This is a genomic window from Nitratidesulfovibrio sp. D1 (assembly GCF_051133415.1).
Lineage (GTDB): Bacteria > Desulfobacterota > Desulfovibrionia > Desulfovibrionales > Desulfovibrionaceae > Cupidesulfovibrio.
Map to the genome: position 1 here is coordinate 75,031 of NZ_JBPGNZ010000005.1, position 18,380 is coordinate 93,410.

Below are 18,380 nucleotides of genomic sequence, written 5' to 3' on the forward strand. Positions count from 1 at the left end.
CGCCCGCAGACGGCCCATGCGGCTGGCCCGGCCGGGGGCCACCGGACGGCGCGTCTGCTCGCAGCGTGTCATGCTATAGCGAACCACCCGCGAAAACGCCACCCCCGGCGGGAGGAAACGGCGCCGCGCCCAGCATCACGGCCAGGTCTCCGGCGGGCAGCGGCGGAGCGTACAGGAACCCCTGGGCGTACCGGCAGCCCAGCGAGGCCAGGATTTCCGCCTGGGTGGGCGTTTCCACCCCTTCGGCCACGATCTCCAGCCCCAGATGCAGCCCCAGCGAGACGATGGACCGCACGATGGCCTGCCCGTCGCGGTCGTGCTCCAGCCCGGCCACGAAGCTGCGGTCGATCTTGATGGAATCCACCGGCAGCCGCTTCAGGTAGCCCAGCGAGGAATAGCCGGTGCCGAAGTCGTCCAGGCACAGCCGGATGCCCAGTTCGCGCAGTTGGGCCATGACCGTGATGGCCTGGCTGCCGTGACGCATCAGCACGCTTTCGGTCACCTCGAAGCGCAGCGTGCGCGGGTCGGTGCCGGTGCGCTCCAGCAGGGTTTCCACGGCGTGGGGCAGGCCCGGCTGCATGAACTGGCGGCCGGAAATGTTCACGTGCACCACCCCCGGCGGGGGCAGGCCCGCATCGCACCAGCGGCGCAACTGCGCGCACACCTCTTCCAGCGCGAAGGCCCCGATGGAGGTGATCAGCCCGGTGTCCTCGGCCACGGGCACGAACTCGGCGGGCGAGATGTCGCCCCCTTCGGTGCGCGTCCAGCGCAGCAGCGCTTCCACCCCGTGCAGGCCGCCGTCTTCCAGCGCCACCACGGGCTGGTAGTGCAGGCGCATTTCCTGCCGTTCCACGGCGCGGCGCAGGTCGGTCTCTATGGTCAGCAGGCGCAACGCCTCTTCACGCATGCGCTTGTTGAACACCTTGAAGCGCGACTGGCCCTGCTCTTTCGCGCGGTACATGGCGGTGTCCGCGTCGCGCACCAGTTCTTCGGGCGTGGTGTACTGGTCGGTGCGCAGCACGATGCCGATGCTGGCCGTGGTGAACACCTCGTGCTGGCCGATGCGCACCGGCTCGGCCAGGTGCGCCCGGATGCGCCGGGCCACGCGCACGGCCGTGCCGCGCGTGGGGGTTTCCTCCAGCAGCACGCCGAACTCGTCGCCGCCGAAGCGGGCCACGGTGTCCACGTCGCGCACGCACTCGCGCAGTTTCCCGGACACCACCTTCAGCAGGGCGTCGCCCACGTCGTGGCCCAGGCTGTCGTTGATGACCTTGAACCGGTCAAGGTCCAGGTACAGCATGGCGAAGGTGTAGTTGCGGCGGCGCGCGGCGCGCTTCAGGGCCATTTGCAGGCGGTCGTGGAACAGCAGGCGGTTGGGCAGGCCGGTGAGCGGGTCGTGGAAGGCCTGGTGTTCCAGGCGTTCGCGGCTTTCGTGGCCCAGGGTGACGTCTTCCAGAAAGCCCTCGTAGTACATGGTGGCCCCGTCGGCCCCCGGCACGCGCCGGGCGTTGACCGACAGCCAGACGAGTTCGCCCCCCTTGCGCCGGGCGCGGAACTCGAAGGCGGTGACCTGCCCGTGCTCCTCCATCCGGGCCACGAACTCGTCGCGGCGGGCCGGGTCCACGTACATCCCGTCTCCGATGGATACCACGCTTTCCAACAGGTCCTGCACCCCGTCGTAGCCCAGGATGCGGGCCATGGCCGGGTTCACGCTGAGGAAGCGCCCTTCCGGCGTGCTCTGGAAAATGCCTTCCAGGGCCTGCTCGAAGATGCCCCGGAAGCGCGACTCGGCCCGGCGCAGGGCCTGCTCCACGGTGCGGCGCTCGGCGTTTTCCAGCATCAGCTGGGCGTTGGCGCGGCTCAGTTCGCGGGTGCGTTCGCGCACCTTGCGCTCCAGCAGGCCGTGGGCGCGGTGCAGGGCCTCCTGGGCGCGCCGTCGCTCGGTCACGTCGCGCACCAGGCAGATCCCGTAGGTGGTGCCCAGCACCTGCCGCCGCACCAGCGAAAGTTCCACCCAGCAGGGGGTGCCGTCGCGCCGCACGGCGGCCACCTCGCCCGAGCGCAGGGCCATCCCCGGCCCGGGCGGGTATGCGCCCTCCGGAGGCACGGCGGCGGGAGCGGGCAACGGACAGGATACTCCGGGCATGGGCTGGCCCGGCACGTCCGCCCCGGCCAAAAAGGCCAGCAACGCCGCGTTGTCGTGCACCTCGGGCTCGGGCTCCACGTCCTCGCCGTCCTCGGTCTCGAAGGCGAATTCATGGATGGGCGGAGAGGGCGCGTCCGGCGCCACGAACCCGAACACCTCGCACACCGGCTTGCCGTCGGGGTCGGCGTCAAGGCCGAACATCTCGCACAGGGCCGCGTTGCTGCGCAGCACCAGGCCCTGCGGGTCCGTGACCAGCAGCCCGTCGGCCATGCCCGCCACGATGGTGGAAAGCTGCTCCAGCGCGCCGCCCAGTTCCGCCGTGGCCTGGCGGACCGAATCCTCCAGCCCTTCCACCAGTCCGGCCAGGTCGCGGGACATGGTGTCCATGGCGCGGGAAAGGTCGCCGATCTCGTCGTTGGCCTTCAGGGCGGGCAGGTCGGGCGGGGCGGAAAAGTCGTGCGCGGCCACCCGGCGGGCCTGGTCGGTCAGGCGCATGAGCGGCCGCGAGATGGAATGCAGCAGCACCCACGCCCCCACCGCGCAGGCGGCGAAGAAGGCCAGCCCCAGCCCCTGCTGGCGCAGGATGGCGCCGTCGATGTATTCGCTGATGCGCCCCCGGTCCATGCCGATGTGCACGAAGCCGCCCACGCCGGAAAAGACCGGCATGGTCACGTGCATCACCTCGCGCCCGGCCCCGCCTGCCGGTTCATCCAGATACAGCCGGTCGCGCAACACGGTGACCTCGTTCATGCGCGCGCCCGCCAGCGATGCCGCCAGTTCGCGCACCGGCTCGGGCACCACGGGCACGAAGGTGTGCGCCACGGTCTCGCCCCGGCCGTCCACCACCAGCACGTAGGACACCCCGTCGATGCCCAGGAACTGGTCGATGCGCGACTGCACGGTGATCACGTCGCGCCCGATCAGGCTTTCCAGGTCCGCCCCGGCGATGGCGCGGGCGATGGCCAGGGCCTTGCTTTCGTATTCGCGGATCAGCAGGGTGTGCAGGGTCCAGCCGGAATAGATGGACGTGACGGCGGCGTACACCCCGAACAACACGATAAGCCCCCGCAGGGTGCGCCCGAACAGGCGCGAGCGCCTCATCGCCGCCACTCCGAAAAGTCGGGCAGGTCCACGGGCACCCCGCCGCGCACGGTGGTGAAGCGCACCAGCCCCACCCCCTGCTGCGTGGGGGTGCAGCGGTACGGCAGGCCGATGCCCAGGTCGTGCCCGTCAAGCCCGGCCAGGGCCGTTTGCAGCCCGGCGGGCGACGGGTCCGGCCCCATGCGCTCCAGCGCCAGCACCACCAGCCGGGCCGCCAGGTACCCCTCGAAGCTGATCTCGCCGGGAGTCGGGGCCTGCGCCGCCTGCTCCCCCGGTGTGCCCGGTGCGCCGGTCACGCCAAGCTGGGGGGACGGATCGCCGCCCGGCAGGGCCATCACCTCGGGCGCACCGGCCATTTCCGCGAAATCGCGGCGGTAGTCCACGGCGGCGGGCAGGTCGCCGTTCCACGGGGGCACCACCTCGGCCAGCACCAGGTCGCGGGTGTAGTCGCGCTGGGCGGCGCGCCCCATTTCGGCCAGCAGCCGCACCAGATGGCGGCTGTCCACGAACGAGGGCATGGCCACGGGAATGGCGGGCCGGGCCGGCTGGCCGGAAACCGGACTGGCGGCCTGCGAGGCCACGAGGTCGCGCAGGTCCCGGATGAAGGCCGCGCAGGCCGCGTCCGTGCCCACGCAGACCACGGCGTCGGGCATGCCCTGCAGGATCAGCCCCGCCTGTTCGGTGAAGTCCGCGTCGCGGCCCGCGCCGCGCGGATAGGATGCCTCGGCCGCCAGGGACAGACTGCGGCGGGCCAGCGCATCGCGCAGGTCGGCCCAGCCCTCGCGGCCATATGCGTCGGCCTGGTAGCACACGGCGACGCGGGTGCACCCCGCGCCGTTCAGGCGTTCCACCAGTTCGGAAAATTCGGCGTCGTACGAGGCGCGCAGGCGGAACACCAGCCCTTCGTGGCGGGGCAGGGACAGGGGGCGCGCCCCGGTGAAGGGGAACAGCAGCGGCACGGTGCGGTCGGGGTGGCCGCCCAGCAGCGGCAGCACCCGCGTGACCGTGGGCGTGCCCACCAGACCGAACAGCGCGAAGACCTGCTCCTCTTCGATGAGCCTGATGACGTTCCACACGGTGCGCTCGGGGTCGTAGCCATCGTCCAGGGCCACGATTTCCACCCGCCTGCCGTGCACCCCGCCGTCCGCGTTGACCCGCGCGAAACAACTGGCCGCGCCGCGATGGAACTCGCACCCCAGCGTGGCGCCGGAGCCGGTGAACGGGGCGGACATGCCGAGGCGCACCGGGGCGCCGGGGGCCGGAAGGGTACGGATGGCGGGGGAAGAGGCGGCGGCGGCAGCCGCCTGGCAGGCGAGCGACAGCAGAAGAACCGTGCAGGCCACGGCCACGCGGAGCGGCTGGTACGTCATCCCGGCATGCGCCTTGCCCATGGTTTCCGGTCCCGTATGTGTCTGATCCCCCGGCTTGCGGCGGCGGGCTTTACCCCGGCGGCGCTCTCACGTAGAATTCCAAAGGGTAAGTCCCCGTTTACTGGACCCAACGCCACGTGGCAACAGAAAAACTTTTTCGGAGCACAACCATGCGTATCGTCGTACTGGACGGCTATACCCTGAACCCCGGCGACAACCCGTGGGACGCCGTGGCCGCGCTCGGCGACCTGACGGTGCACGACCGCACCCCGAGCGAGGCGATACTGGAACGTGCCGCCGGCGCGCACATGGTGTTGACCAACAAGACGCCGCTGGATGCCGGCACCATCGCGGCATTGCCCGACCTTGCCTACATCGGGGTGCTGGCCACCGGGTACGACGTGGTGGACATCCGCGCCGCCGCCGCGCGCTCCATTCCGGTGTGCAACGTGCCGGGCTACGGCACCGACGCCGTGGCCCAGCACGTGTTCGCCTTTCTGCTCGAACTGTGCCGCCGCATCGCCCGGCACGACGCCAGCGTGAAGGTGGGCAACTGGAGCGCCAACAAGGACTGGTGCTTCTGGGAAACCACGCAGATCGAACTGACCGGCAAGACCATGGGCATCGTGGGCTTCGGCAACATGGGCAAGCGTGTGGGGCACATCGCCAACGCCTTCGGCATGAAGGTGCTGGCCTATTCGCCCAACACCCGCGTCATGCCGGGATACGAGCCGTTCGCGTACGTCTCGCTCGACGAACTGTTCGCCCGGTCCGACGTGGTCACCCTGCACTGCCCGCTCACCGAGGCCACGCGCGGCATGGTCAACCGGGTGCGCCTGGCCTCCATGAAGAAGGGGGCCATCCTCATCAACACCGCGCGCGGCCCCCTGCTGGACGAGGCCGCCGTGGCAGCCGCCCTCAACGACAACCACCTGGGCGGCCTTGGCGTGGACGTGGTGGCGGTGGAGCCCATCCGCCCGGACAACCCGCTGCTGACGGCCAAGAACTGCCTGATCACCCCGCACCTGGCCTGGGCCACCCTGACCGCGCGCCAGACCCTGATGCGCGTCACGGCGGAAAACATCCGCGCCTTCCTGGCCGGTTCGCCCGCCAACGTGGTGAACGCGTCCAGAACCTAGCGCCGGGAAAAGAAAACGGGAAGGATGCGGGCATCCCCCCCGTTTCCGGATTCCGGCGGGCCCCGCCCGGCCTGCGCGGACTTGCCCAGGCGGGGCGGCGCCGGCGCGCGGCGCTACAGCGCGCCCTGCGGGTCGTCGCGCAGCATCTTCACCGCGCAGAACTTGCCGCACATGGCGCATTCCTCTTCGTTGCGGTGCTCGCCACGGCGGGCGTCCACCATTTCCGGGTCCAGGGCGCGGCGCTTCATCTCGTCCCAGTCCAGGGCCATGCGGGCCTGGGACATGCCCGCCTCGCGCTCCAGCGCATGGCGGCGGCCAAGGGCCACCTCGCCCGCCTGCGCGGCGATGCGCGAGGCCATGACCCCGGCCTTCACGTCCTCTATGGTGGGCAGGGTAAGGTGCTCGGCGGGGGTGAGGTAGCACAGAAAGTCCACCCCGGCGCGCACGCCGATGGCCCCGCCGATGGCCCCCGCGATGTGGTCGTAGCCCGGCGAGCTGTCGATGGTCAGCGGCCCCAGCACGTACAGCGGGGCATTGTTGGTCAGCTTCTTGATGCCGACGATCTGCGCCTCCACCTCGTGCATGGGCACGTGGCCGGGGCCCTCGATCATGCACTGCACGCCCTCGGCCAGACCCGCCTTGGCGAGACGCCCCAGCATCATCACCTCTTCCCACTGGGCGGCGTCGCCTGCGTCGGCCCCCGCGCCGGGGCGCAGGCCGTCGCCCAGCGACAGGGTGACGTTGTACTTGCGGGCGATTTCAAGGATGCGGCCGTACCGTTCCAGCAGGGGGTTCTCCTTGCCGTTCCTGCGCATCCAGCGGGCCAGGATGGACCCGCCGCGCGAGACGATGCCCAGCACCCGGCCGCCCTCGGTGGCCCATTCCGCGCCGCGCCGGGTCAGGCCGCAGTGCACGGTCATGAAGTCCACGCCCTGTTCGGCCTGCATCTCGATTTCGGCGAACAGTTCTTCCGGGTCCATGCCCGCCGGGTCCTTGCCCTTGTCCAGGTACTTCTGGGCCACGGAGTACAGCGGCACGGTGCCCAGCGGCAGCGGGCAGGCGGCCAGCATGCCCTTGCGGATGGCCAGAAGGTCGCCCGCGATGGAAAGGTCCATCACGGTGTCGGCCCCGGCGGCCAGGGCGGCGGCCAGCTTTTCTATTTCACGGTCGGGATTGTTGCACAGGGGCGAGGTGCCGATGTTGGCGTTGACCTTCACGCGGGAAGGCTGGCCGACAAGCAGCGGGCGCAACGAAGGGTGCGACGGGTTGCCGAGCAGCACCATGGTGCCGCGTTCGATACCGTCGCGGATGGTCTGGGGCGCAAGGCCCTCGTCCGCGGCCAGGGCCGCGAGGTGAGTGTCGAGAACGCCCGCGAGCGCGGTGTTCCGGGTAAGGATGGACATGATGGTCCCCGCTGCTGACTCAGCGGGAGGGGGCCGGTGACGCCGACAACACGACGGTCCAGCACTATCCGTTCACGCGACGGCTGGCAAGGGGGAAAGGCGATGCGGTTGCCGGGGCCGCCGCCGGGCCGCCCCGTCCGCCCCCCCCCCGGCACGGGTCACCCCCGCGTTGCGCCCGCCGCCACGGCACGGTATACCCCGGCCATGACTGGCGAACACCAAAGACCCTTGCGCAAGCTGCTCTGGATCGGCAGCCCGTTCTTTTCGCAGGCCCTGCGCGACGAGGGCTGGCAGGTGCACGCCATGGACTTCCAGCAGGTGGCCGTGTTCGGCTGGGACGATCTGGTGCGCGCGGCGGGCTGGGAACCCGACGTGGTAGTGGTGGCGGACAAGAGCCGCCCCCCCTTCGTGCTGGGCATGGAATCGTTCCCGTGCCTGACGGTGTTCTACTGCGTGGATTCGCACATCCACAGCTGGTACCCGCTGTACGCCCAGGCCTTCGACGTGTGCCTGATGAGCCTGCGCGACCACATCCCGCTGGTGACCGGCCGGCGCCTGCCGGACGAGCGCATCTGGTGGACGCCCGCCTTCGCCAAGGACGCGGACCTGCCCCGCCCCCCCGCGCCGGAATGGGACCTGCTGTTCGTGGGCACGGTGGACGCGGCGCGCACCCCGGCGCGCCACGCCTTCCTGCAACGGCTGGGCGAACGCCTGCCCGGCCTGCACGTGACGCGGGGCGACTACCGGGCGCTGTACCCGCGCGGGCGGCTGCTGCTGAACTATTGCGAGCACGGCGACCTGAACTTCCGGGTGTTCGAGGCCCTTGGCTGCGGCGGGTGCCTGGTCACCCCGCGCACCGGCCACGGGCTGACCGATCTGTTCGAGGACGGGCGCGACCTCTTGCTGTACGAGCCCGACGACATCGACAGCCTGCTGAAGGTGACCCGCGCGGCACTGGCCGATCCCGCCCGGTGCGCGCGCATCGCCGCCAGCGGGCTGGCCAGGGTGGACGCCGCCCACCGTGCGCGCCACCGGGCACGCGACTTCACGGCCCGGCTGCGCGGCCTGCCGGACGGCGTCGTGGCCGAGCGCCTTACCCAGGCCGGGGACATCCGCCGCAACCACCTGCGCCTGATCTACCTGCTGCTGGCCGAGCAGATGCCCTCGCCCCTGCTGCGCGAGGCGTATCTGGCCGCCTCGCGCTGAACGCGAAACCGCCCGGCGGCCATGCGGCGCACCGGGCGCATGCATCCCGCAATTCTTCATGAAGCCGGAAACAACCGGCGCGGTTCAGGCCATGCCCTCGCCGTCTTCCGCCGGGGTGGGAACCTCTTCCGGCACCGCGCTTCCCTTGGCCTGCCGCCTGTGCTCGTCGCGCTCGGCGCGCAGCACGTCGGGGGGAATGAAGCCCAGCAGGGCCAGCACTTCTTCCGGCGGCAGGGGATTGCCGGTGTTGCGGCGGTAGGCCTCGGCCTTGGCAACCTGGTCGGCGTCCACCAGCCCCTTGCGCATCAGCCGGTCGGTCAGGCTTTCGCGCAGTTCCGTGGCGGTCTGCGTGGCGGCGTCGCGCAGTTGCCGGGCGCGGTCGGCCTCGTGCTCGGCATGGGCGTGCAGGCGGCCGCGCATGGCGGCCACGCGGGATTGCAGATTGCCGAACTCCTCGGTCAGGTTGGCAAGGCGCAGTTCCATGAGCTGGATGTCGCGCTCCAGGGCCGCCTCGGCCAGGCGCGGGGCGCCCGCGCCGCCGCGCAGCTTGGCGTACAGCAGCACCGCTGCCACGCAGCAGGCCAGCAGTATGTAGACGATGTCCATGCGTCCTCCGCCCTTGCGCAGCCGGTTCGCCGCAGCGGGGCCAGCGCACCGGATATGGCGCGGCGGGTCCTAGTCGTCCAGCTTGAGGTCCGGCAGTCCACGCCCGGCGCGCGCGTCGGCCTTCCGTTCGCGGGCTTCGCGCTCGGTGCGGCCGTCGCCGAAGGAAAGCAGGTCCGGCCCGGCGGCTCCGTCCGGCTGCGTCTCGTGGGTGCCGTCGGGCTCGCGGGACGGCCCGCCGAAGGCGGAGGTATCCAGCGCCGAGGTATCCAGCCCGGCCCCCCTGCCACGCGATGCGCCCGATGCCGGTCCACCCAGGTCGAGACTGGGCAGTTCCACCTCGTGCATGGCGGCCTCGTGCGGGGCGGCGTGGGGCTGCGCCGTGGCGTGCCCGCCGTCTTGTCCGAAGCCGGGTACCCCGGCCTGCCCGAAGCCGGGCACATCGTCCTGGCTACGGTCCACCAGTTCCACGGGCTCCTCGAAGTCCATGGCCAGGCCGCCCGGCAGGGTGGAGTCGGCATCCTCCTGCACCAGTCCGTACAACGGGTCGGCATCCTTGCCGTATCCCGCGCCGTAGCCCACATCGGTGCGGGCGCCGGGTCCGGTGCCGTACTGCACATGGTACTGCCCGGCCGGTTCGTCGAAGACGTCGGCCTCGCCATCCGCGTGGGGGGTGGAGGGCAGTCCGGCGGCGGCCGCGCGCTGGGCGCGGGCCAGTTCGTTCACCCGCGCCTCCAGCGTGCGCAGGCCCGAGGCCAGTGCGGCGTGTTCGTCGCGCATGCCGCGCGCAAGCTCGTCCATGCCGCGCAGCACGAAGTAGAACATCACCAGCAATCCCGCGAAGCACAGCAGGATGAACATCATGAACATGGTGGCGTTGTCGAACATGGTTTCTTTTCGCTCCCAGAAAAAAAAGGCGGCATTTCCCCGGCCACCGGCCAGCGGGCCGGATATGCACTTGCCGGGGAACCCCGCTTGCAGTAACCATCCGGCACCTAGCACATCCCACGCTGCACCACAATACATGAGAACAAAGGGCACCACATGGCCTCATCCAATATCCGCCCCCACCTCGTCGTGGCCGACGAGAACGGCGAAATCTACGACCACCCGGACCTGCTGATGGTCTGCCGGCGCGGGCACGAATTCGCCCTGCCCCGCCCCGACGAACTGATGCCCCTGCCCGACGAGAGCGAACTGTTCCTGCTGCCCGGCCGCCGGGCCGTGGGGCTGGACCCGGAAACGGGAGAGGCCGTGGGCATGGACGAACTGGCGGTGGCCGCGTTCGCCGCGCCCGCGCACACCCTGACCGCGCACCCCGCCTACGTCAGCGAGCCGGACGCCCCCACCCTGCCCCTGTTCGCCTACGGGGCCGTGGGCTTCGCCAATGGCCGCTTCTACGTGTGCGCGCGGCGGGTGGACGAATCCAACCGCCAGGTGTTCCGGGGCATCCACCGCAAGAAGGTGGAACAGACCGCCCGCGAACTGATGCGCCGCTACCCGGACAACCGGCTGATGCAGCACCTGACCGCCAAGTGCGCCCTGACCTACTCCTGCCCGGCCGCGCGCAACCTGTGCCTTGGCCGCTACGAGGCGCCGCTGCCCGTATCGCGCGCGTGCAACGCCCGCTGCGTGGGGTGCATCTCGCAGCAGGAGGCCGGGTCGCGCATCTGCGCCACGCCGCAAAACCGCATGGCCTTCACCCCCACGGCCCCGGAAATCGTGGAAGTGATGCGCCACCACGCCCGCAACGAGGTGCGCGAGCCGGTGTTTTCCTTCGGGCAGGGCTGCGAGGGCGAACCGCTGACCGAGGCCCCGCTGATCGAGGAGGCGGTGCGCCTGTTCCGCTCCGGGGGCGGGCGCGGCACGGTGAACCTGAACTCCAACGCCTCGCTGCCGGGGGCGGTGGAGCGCATCGCCAAGGCGGGCCTGACCTCGCTGCGGGTCAGCCTGAACAGCGCCCGCGAGGAACCGTACAACCGCTACTACCGCCCGCACGGCTACACCCTGGCCGACGTGCGCGACAGCATCGCCACGGCGCGGCGGGGCGGGGTGTTCGTCTCGCTGAACCTGCTGTATTTTCCCGGCGTCACCGACACCGAGCCGGAACTGGAAGCCCTGCTGGACATGATCCGCACCTGCGGGGTCAGCTTCATCCAGTTGCGCAACCTGAACATCGACCCGGAAATGTACCTGGAACTGCTGGAGGGCGTGGAGTTCGGCCCCAGCATGGGCCTCGTGAACTTCCGCAAGCGGTTGCGCCGGGAATGTCCGTGGCTGGGCTTCGGCTACTTCAACCCGTACCTGGGCGACCGGGCGGAGTTGACGGAACGGGGCGTCCCCATGCCCGGCGAGTGGCAGCCCACGCCCCTGGCCGACCTGCTGCGCGACGCGCCCGAGGCCGAGCCGGACGGGGACAGGAACGCCGCGGCCGAAGACCTGAGCGGCGTGGAAGACACCGAGCCCGACGACGCCGACGAAGGCCTGCCCGAAGGGCACCTGGAACCCGGACCGCACGACGGCGTACCTGACGACGACGATCAGAACTGCGGCTGCGAGGAGTGAGGGGACTTCGCTTTCCTGCCATCGAGATGACGACACAACGGGCCGGAACCTCGCGGTTCCGGCCCGTTTTCCTTTCCATGCCGCGCCACGGCCTGCCCATACCGGAAAAAGAACGGGGCCGCTCCCGAAGGAACGGCCCCGATGGCATGCTTCGCAGCCGCGCGGCGAGGGGCTGTTTCTAAACAGTCCCTAGAAGGCCACCTGCACCTGCTCCGCCGTCTTGTCGCGGCGGCGGCCGATGGCGCCGATGCGCCAGGCCTGGGCGTGCATGGCGTTGACGCGGCCCAGCACCTCGTCGCACACGTCGGGCGAGACGATCATGATGTAGCCGATGCCGCAGTTGAATATCTGCAACATTTCCGGCCAGGTCAGGTTGCCCTGGGCCAGCAGCCAGTTGAACACCGGCGGCACGGTCCACGAGCCGAAATCGATATGCGCCTCCACGGTGGCGGGCAGCACGCGGGGAATGTTGTCGTAGAAGCCGCCGCCGGTCACGTGCACCATGCCCTTGATGTCGAAGTCGCGCATCACCGAGCGCACGATGTCCACGTAGATGGCGGTGGGTTCCAGCAGCACGTCGGCCACGGTGCGGTCCGAGCCGGGCAGCGGGTCGTCGCCGCCCAGGCCGCTCTGGGCCAGCACCTTGCGGGCCAGGCTGTAGCCGTTGGAGTGCAGGCCGGTAGAGGCGATGCCGATGATGGCGTCACCCACGCGGATGGACGAGCCGTCCACGATGCGCGTGTTGTCCACGAGGCCCACGCAGAACCCGGCCAGGTCGTATTCGCCGGGGGCGTACATCTCGGGCATTTCGGCGGTTTCGCCGCCCAACAGGGCGCACCCGGAACGGCGGCACCCCTCCGCCACGCCGGAGATGACGCTGGCGGCCACGTCCACGTCCAGCTTGCCGGTGGCGAAATAGTCGAGGAAGAACAGCGGCCGGGCGCCCTGCACCAGAATGTCGTTGACGCTCATGGCCACAAGGTCGATGCCCACGGTGTCGTGTCTGCCGAACTGGAAGGCGCACTTGAGCTTGGTGCCCACGCCGTCGGTGGAGGAGACGAGGACCGGTTCGTCCATCCCCGCAAGGTCCGGCTTGAACAGGCCGCCGAACCCGCCGATGTCGGATATCACGCCATTGGTGTGCGTGCGGGCGACGATGGATTTGATGCGCGACACGAGGGCGTTGCCGGCGTTGATATCCACCCCCGCATCGGTGTAGGCTTTGGAACGGTCCTCAGACATTGACGTAGGCTCCTTGGGTCGTCTGCTCCGGATTTTCCGGAAGCCCTTCATAGGCTTTTACCCCCCGAAGCGCAAGAGGAACACGCCATGAAACCCTTGCTGGCACGGGCTTTCTCCTATGGTATACTGGCAGCGGCCATGCTGTCCACAGCGGTATTGCCAAGCGTTGCGACCGCCCGCGAGGGTGCGGCCGCGCAGGCGGAACGCCACACGCCCGTCGCGGAATCCGTGACCGGCTCCACGGGCACGGATGAAGGCATCCCGCCGCAACAGGAGCGTCCCCGCCACGACACCATCATGGGCACCGGCGGCGACCAGTCGTACATCGGGCGCGACCCGGACACCGGCGACCGGATCATGGAGTCCAAGGGGCCGCCCCGGCATCAGGACATGCCGCAGCAGCAGGTGCCCATGATCATCGCGCCCGAAATCAACGTCAACGGCACGTGGGGCCAGCAGCAGGGCGGTTACGGCGGCAACGGCGGCAGTTGGAACCAGCAGAAGCCCGGAGATTCGGGGAACCGGGGCGGCGTCATGCGGCCCACACCCCTGCCGCCCGGCGGCATGGGGACGGGCAAGCGGCAGTAGCCGCGCCGCCCTTCACTCTCCTCCGCCAAGGACCACCGCTATGCTCGATGCCCGCATCTGGAAGCCCCTGCCCTCCCCCGACGCCGCATCCCCGGATGCGGACGCGGCGCGCGTGCAATGCCGCCTGTGCAGCCATTACTGCGTCATTCCGGCGGGCGGCTCGGGCCGCTGCGGGGTGCGGGTGAATCGGCCAGACATGTCAGGGCCAGACATGCCGGGGCCAGACGTGTCAGGGCCAGACACACGGGGGCCAGACATGCCGGGGCCGGACGCGCCGCCGGGAACCGCCCCCGTGGGCAGGCTGTTCACCCTGGTGGGCGACAACGTGGCCGCCGTGAACCTGGACCCGGTGGAAAAGAAGCCGCTGTTCCACTTCATGCCGGGCACGCTCACCTATTCCTTCGGCACCATGGGCTGCAACCTGTCCTGCGGCTTCTGCCAGAACTGGTCGCTGTCGCGCCCGCCGGCGGAAGAAGGCATCGTGCGCGGCCAGCGCACCACCCCGGCCCGGCTGGTGGCCGAGGCCAGGGCCAGCGGGGCGGCGTCGGTGTCGTTCACCTATTCCGAGCCCACCATCTTTTTCGAACTGATGAGCGACACGGCGGACGCGGCCCGCGCCGCCGGGCTTGCCGCCATCATGGTCTCCAACGGGTTCCAGTCGCCGGAATGCCTGTCCGAACTGGAACACCGCATCGACGCGGCCAACATCGACCTGAAGGCGTTCACCGAACGCTTCTACGCCGAACAGTGCGGCGCGCGGCTGAAACCGGTGCTGCACACCCTGCGCACCATCGCCCGCATGGGCTGGTGGCTGGAGGTGACCACCCTGCTCATCCCCGGCCTGAACGACGACCCGGCGGAGATGCGCGACATGGCCCGGTTCATCCGTGACGAACTGGGTCCCGGCGTGCCGTGGCATCTTTCGCGCTTCCACCCGGCCTACCGCCTGACCGACCGCCCCCCCACGCCGCCCGCCACGTTGGAGCGCGCCTGGAAAATCGGGCGCGAGGAAGGGCTGCACTTCGTCTACCTGGGCAACATGCCGGGCCACCCCGCCGAATCCACCCACTGTCCCGCCTGCGGCGCGCTGTTCGCCCGGCGCGAAGGCTTTCACACCCACCTGCCCGCCTCGTCGCGGTGTGCCCGCTGCGGAGCCGCCGTGCCGGGGGTGGGCTGGGACACCCCGGAGAACTGACGCATGCTGCTGATATATACCGGCAACGGCAAGGGAAAGACGTCCGCCTGCGTGGGGCAGGCCATCCGCGCCCTGGGGCAGGGCCTGACCGTGGCCTTCGGGCAGTTCATGAAACGCCCCGGTCAGGCGGGCGAACAGGCGATGCTGGAGCGGCTGCTGGGCGAACGCTTCCGCGCCGGAGGCAAGGGATTCCTGCGGCGCGAGGAGGACCGCCCCGCCCACCGCAAGGCCGCGCTGGACCTGCTGCAATGGGCCGAAGACATCCTGCCCGAGGTGGACATGCTGGTGCTGGACGAAACCCTGTACGCCCTGGGCTACTGCATCGTGACCAACGAAGAAGTGGAATGCCTGCTGGAACTGGCGGAAACGCAATGCAAGCACCTGGTGTTGTCCGGGCGCGGGCTGCCCGGCTGGCTGGCCGAGCGGGCCGACCTGGTCACCGAGATGAACGAGGTGAAGCACCCGTGGCAGAAGGGGGTGCAGGCGACCAAGGGCATCGAATTCTAGGGGCCGCCGGCATTCCGGGGTGACACAGCCCCGCCTACCCTTCGGAAATCATTGCGGCACGGCCGTTGCGTGCCTATATGGTACCAAAGGGTATCGAATTTCCCGCAACACGAAGGAGGCACTATGGAACCCATCGCCATGACCTCGTTCACCGGAGCTTCGGGCAAGGCCTACACCTTCGCGGTGTACCCGCTGGGCGCCACCATGGCCGACTTCAGCGGGGTGTTCATGTTCGCCCGCAAGCCGCAGGCGGTGCTGGACACGGGCTACAGCCCCATGTTCATCGGACACTCGGCGGAGTTGGGCAGCCACCTCGGCAGGCACGACAAGCGCGCCGCCGCCGTGGGCCAGGGCGCGGACTGTCTGTGCGTGCACCCGGCCGACGAAGGGGAACGCGCCGTCATCGCCGAGGACCTGCTGCAATCGCACCCCACCCCCTGCAACTGACGCGGCGCATCCGGCGCACCCGGCCCGTCCTGTAAACACCAGGCCCCCGCCAGCGTTGCCGGCGGGGGCTTTGCCGTGCGGAAAGGGAACGACGCGCCCTACCCGGCCATGCGGCGTACCGCGTCGAGAAAGCGCGAGCGCAACGCCTCGCCCATCAGTGTTCGCTTCACCGGGCCAAGGCGCAGAAAGCCGCCCACCAGCCCGCGCATGAATTCCTGCGTACGGCTGTTGGGGTTGTCGAAGACCAGGTTCTGCAGGGTGCCGCGCTCCAGGCTCTGCAAGATGACCCGCTCGAAGCTGTCCGCCGGGTGCAGCACCTTGCGCTGGCGCGGGTGCAGCCGCAACGCCCCGGTGGGGCATTTCAGGGCGCAGGCCCCGCAACCCAGACAGTACGCCTCGTCCACCACGCAGCGCCGGTCGCGCTTGCGGCCGCCGGGCGGCACGGGCAGCGATACCGCGTCGATGGGGCAGGCCCGCCCGCACAGGCCGCAACCGTTGCACAGGCTGGCGTCGCACCGGGCGATGAACGACGAGGTGACCAGCACCCCGGCATGCCCCCACTGGCGGATGCCCTGCATGAGGTTGCAGCAGCAGCCGCAGCAGTGACAGATGAACCCCACACCCTGCCGCACGTTGTCGGCGGACAGGGTGAAGCCGAGGTCGCGCGAGCGGGCCAGGATGTCGTGCATGGCCTCCTTGTCGATGCGCCGGGCAAAGCCGTGCCGGATCAGGTATTCCGCGCCGGAGCCCATGGAGGTGCAGGTCTCCATGTCCACGTCGCACTGGCGGGCGCCGAGGTGGTGCTTTTCGTGGCGGCACGAGCACAAGCCCACGGCAAAGGTGCGCTGTTCCTCCACCAGCGCGGCGGCGCGCTCGTAGTCCAGGATTTCCACGTGGTCGCCCAGGGTTTCCTGGTGCGGCAGGGCGCGCATGACCGAGACGCGCTGCCCGTCGCCGAAGTTGGCGTCCAGGAAGGCCCGGTCGCCGAACATGTAGTCGTGGAACAGTTCCGCCCAGCGCCTGCTGGGCAGCGCCCCGCCGGTGCGCATCATGGTGAACTCGAAGATGCCGATGACGATGGGACTGATCATGTACAGGCAGCCGTCGTCATTGTCCGCGGTAGCTGGGGCCGCGTGGTCGCCATCCTCGCGGATATCCAGCACCAGCCCCTTGTCGCACAGCCGGTCCAGCAGCGGTTGCAGCCGGGCGCGCGGCATGCCGGTGACCTGTTCCAACCGCCCCATGGACGACGGGCGGTACGGCATGCGCACCACCAGTTCCGCTTCCTCCGGCGTGTACAGTTCGCGCAGCATGGCGTGGAAGGCGTCGTTCCACGGCGTGCGCACGGGCGTGTTGTCGATGGCGTGGCCGAGGCGGCGGTAAATGTCCCTGGCGGCGATGTGTCCCATGAACGGCTCCGGAGAAGGTGCGCAAAAATGGGGCAGCGCGGCGGACCGCCTTCGCCCCACACCGCAATGCCCCATGCGGCCGGGGGTGTCAAAGCCCGCGCCCCCGCGTTCTGCCCGACGGAACCTGGCCCGATCCGCGTCGCGGCGGGGGGAACCGCAAACGAAAAGCCCCCGGAGGCGCAACGCCAGCGGGGGCCTTCAGGCTACGGGACACGGCGCGGGGGCCGTGACGGGCCGCCTAGCGTTCGCGGAACACGATGCGGCCCTTGGTCAGGTCGTAGGGGGACATGGCGACGCGCACCTTGTCACCAGGCAGGATGCGGATGCGGAACTTGCGCATCTTGCCGCACAGGTGGCTGAGCACGGTGTGGCCCGTTTCCAGTTCCACCCGGAACAGCGTGCTGGGCAGGGCTTCCTGCACCACGCCCGCCACTTCGAAATAATCGTCTTTGGCCATAGGGGTCTCCTCCGGCTTGTGACGCGGATCCGCGCCGAAAAGAAAGGGTCCCGCCCGAAATGGGTGGGACCCGGTCCAGACGATAGGGGGGAGCGAAGACCTACCAGCGGGGCTGGCGGGGAGCGCGTTCCTGCGCTTCGTTCACCTTCAGGCTGCGACCCTGGAAGTCACGGCCGTCAAGGGCTTCCATGGCGGCGCGGGCGCCGTCGTCGTCCATTTCCACGAAGCCGAAGCCACGGGGACGACCGGTTTCGCGGTCCATGATCAGGGCGACGGACTGCACTTCGCCGTGGTTGGAGAACAGGGCGCGCAGGTCGCTTTCGCTGCTGGAGAAGGGAAGGTTGCCGACGTAGAGCTTCTTGGACATGTGAAATACTCCGGAATTTTCTCAGGCTCTTCTTTTCATCTGTCCGGAGCTTTGCACATGCGAAGATCGAACGAGGGAAACAAGAACGCTGCCAATTGGTAAGGAGATGCGTAAATACGCACCTTCCCCCCTGCCGTCAAGCGTGCCGCACGCAAAATAACGCGCCGCTCCGAAAAAGTTTCCGGTCCGGCCGGACGCCTGGGCCGGATGCCTGGGGCAAGAGTTGATGCATTGCGGCATGTTCGCGCATGCAGGGGATATGGAAATGCCGCAAGAAATATGGAACGCGCGCGGTGTGCGAATGGGCACGGGATACACGCGCGGAAACGGGCGGAGCCTGCGATCGGACCGCCTCTCCCCATCCAGCCAACCGGCCGCACGGCCATTTTCCCTTGCACCACGACACGCTTTCGACTATCTGACCACCGTACGCCACGGCACCACCGCCATGGCCCCGCCGGAACGTAGCGCAGCCTGGTAGCGCACCTGCCTTGGGAGCAGGGGGTCGCTGGTTCGAATCCAGTCGTTCCGACCACCGAAAAAACAATGGCTTACGAGATACCTCGTAGGCCATTTCGCATTTGGGGCATACAGCCAGGGGCATACAATTTCGTGAGTGCGCGAAAGCACCCCCT

The 18,380-nt window shown here is 69.5% G+C and carries 16 protein-coding genes and 1 tRNA gene; 8 read left to right on the top strand and 9 right to left on the bottom strand.

Going from position 1 to position 18,380, the window contains the following annotated elements; all coding sequences use genetic code 11:
• Positions 1–73 precede the first annotated feature (73 nt).
• Both ACR4XJ_RS10825 and ACR4XJ_RS10830 read right to left on the bottom strand, forming a co-directional pair.
• A complete protein-coding gene (locus tag ACR4XJ_RS10825) occupies positions 74–3,247 on the bottom strand; it encodes an EAL domain-containing protein (protein WP_434755231.1) in 3,174 nt (1,057 codons plus the stop codon).
• On the bottom strand, positions 3,244–4,638 hold the full coding sequence (locus ACR4XJ_RS10830) for an ABC transporter substrate-binding protein (protein ID WP_434755232.1): 1,395 nt from the start codon (positions 4,636–4,638) through the stop codon (positions 3,244–3,246). Before ACR4XJ_RS10830 ends, ACR4XJ_RS10825 begins: the two co-directional genes overlap by 4 nt.
• 149 nt (positions 4,639–4,787) lie before the next feature.
• Here ACR4XJ_RS10830 and ACR4XJ_RS10835 point away from each other — a divergent pair, with 149 nt between their 5' ends.
• Positions 4,788–5,756 (top strand): D-2-hydroxyacid dehydrogenase, encoded by a 969-nt coding sequence (locus tag ACR4XJ_RS10835; RefSeq protein WP_434755233.1) that lies wholly within the window; start codon positions 4,788–4,790, stop codon positions 5,754–5,756.
• Between the two features lie 113 nt (positions 5,757–5,869).
• On the opposite strand, the gene thiC is transcribed toward ACR4XJ_RS10835, so the two are convergent.
• The gene (thiC, locus tag ACR4XJ_RS10840; protein WP_434755234.1) at positions 5,870–7,159 is read right to left on the bottom strand and encodes a phosphomethylpyrimidine synthase ThiC; all 1,290 of its coding nucleotides are present in this window, start codon (positions 7,157–7,159) and stop codon (positions 5,870–5,872) included.
• A 228-nt stretch (positions 7,160–7,387) separates the two neighbouring features.
• Between thiC and ACR4XJ_RS10845 the strand changes: the two genes are divergently transcribed.
• Entirely contained in the window at positions 7,388–8,365 is a 978-nt protein-coding gene (locus ACR4XJ_RS10845; protein ID WP_434755235.1) for a glycosyltransferase family protein, read from the top strand.
• Positions 8,366–8,449: 84 nt separating this feature from the next.
• Here the strand turns inward: ACR4XJ_RS10845 and ACR4XJ_RS10850 are convergent, their stop codons facing one another.
• Complete coding sequence (locus ACR4XJ_RS10850) at positions 8,450–8,971, bottom strand: hypothetical protein (RefSeq protein ID WP_434755236.1); 522 nt, start codon at positions 8,969–8,971, stop codon at positions 8,450–8,452.
• Positions 8,972–9,040: 69 nt separating this feature from the next.
• Positions 9,041–9,856, bottom strand: coding sequence for a hypothetical protein (locus ACR4XJ_RS10855; RefSeq protein ID WP_434755237.1), 816 nt, complete (start codon positions 9,854–9,856; stop codon positions 9,041–9,043).
• Positions 9,857–10,012: 156 nt separating this feature from the next.
• Between ACR4XJ_RS10855 and ACR4XJ_RS10860 the strand changes: the two genes are divergently transcribed.
• Positions 10,013–11,533: a radical SAM protein gene (locus tag ACR4XJ_RS10860; protein WP_434755238.1), complete on the top strand. Its 1,521-nt coding sequence runs from the start codon at positions 10,013–10,015 to the stop codon at positions 11,531–11,533.
• Positions 11,534–11,722: 189 nt separating this feature from the next.
• Here ACR4XJ_RS10860 and purM read toward each other — a convergent pair whose 3' ends face one another.
• Positions 11,723–12,775: a phosphoribosylformylglycinamidine cyclo-ligase gene (gene purM, locus ACR4XJ_RS10865; RefSeq protein WP_434755239.1), complete on the bottom strand. Its 1,053-nt coding sequence runs from the start codon at positions 12,773–12,775 to the stop codon at positions 11,723–11,725.
• Positions 12,776–12,913: 138 nt separating this feature from the next.
• Between purM and ACR4XJ_RS10870 the strand changes: the two genes are divergently transcribed.
• From ACR4XJ_RS10870 to ACR4XJ_RS10885, 4 genes are all read left to right on the top strand, one after another.
• Positions 12,914–13,363, top strand: a complete 450-nt coding sequence (locus ACR4XJ_RS10870; protein WP_434755240.1) for a hypothetical protein — start codon at positions 12,914–12,916, stop codon at positions 13,361–13,363.
• A 40-nt stretch (positions 13,364–13,403) separates the two neighbouring features.
• The gene (gene amrS / locus ACR4XJ_RS10875) at positions 13,404–14,558 is read left to right on the top strand and encodes an AmmeMemoRadiSam system radical SAM enzyme (protein ID WP_434755241.1); all 1,155 of its coding nucleotides are present in this window, start codon (positions 13,404–13,406) and stop codon (positions 14,556–14,558) included.
• Positions 14,559–14,561: 3 nt separating this feature from the next.
• On the top strand, positions 14,562–15,065 hold the full coding sequence (locus ACR4XJ_RS10880) for a cob(I)yrinic acid a,c-diamide adenosyltransferase (protein ID WP_434755242.1): 504 nt from the start codon (positions 14,562–14,564) through the stop codon (positions 15,063–15,065).
• Between the two features lie 123 nt (positions 15,066–15,188).
• Complete coding sequence (locus ACR4XJ_RS10885) at positions 15,189–15,512, top strand: hypothetical protein (protein WP_434755243.1); 324 nt, start codon at positions 15,189–15,191, stop codon at positions 15,510–15,512.
• A 98-nt stretch (positions 15,513–15,610) separates the two neighbouring features.
• Here ACR4XJ_RS10885 and ACR4XJ_RS10890 read toward each other — a convergent pair whose 3' ends face one another.
• The 3 genes from ACR4XJ_RS10890 to ACR4XJ_RS10900 form a co-directional block, all read right to left on the bottom strand.
• Positions 15,611–16,921 (bottom strand): ATP-binding protein, encoded by a 1,311-nt coding sequence (locus tag ACR4XJ_RS10890; protein WP_434755244.1) that lies wholly within the window; start codon positions 16,919–16,921, stop codon positions 15,611–15,613.
• A 238-nt stretch (positions 16,922–17,159) separates the two neighbouring features.
• Complete coding sequence (infA, locus tag ACR4XJ_RS10895) at positions 17,160–17,378, bottom strand: translation initiation factor IF-1 (protein WP_012611350.1); 219 nt, start codon at positions 17,376–17,378, stop codon at positions 17,160–17,162.
• A 100-nt stretch (positions 17,379–17,478) separates the two neighbouring features.
• The gene (locus ACR4XJ_RS10900) at positions 17,479–17,745 is read right to left on the bottom strand and encodes an RNA recognition motif domain-containing protein (RefSeq protein ID WP_007521357.1); all 267 of its coding nucleotides are present in this window, start codon (positions 17,743–17,745) and stop codon (positions 17,479–17,481) included.
• Between the two features lie 458 nt (positions 17,746–18,203).
• Between ACR4XJ_RS10900 and ACR4XJ_RS10905 the strand changes: the two genes are divergently transcribed.
• Positions 18,204–18,280: transfer RNA gene (locus tag ACR4XJ_RS10905), tRNA-Pro, on the top strand.
• Positions 18,281–18,380: the final 100 nt, after the last annotated feature.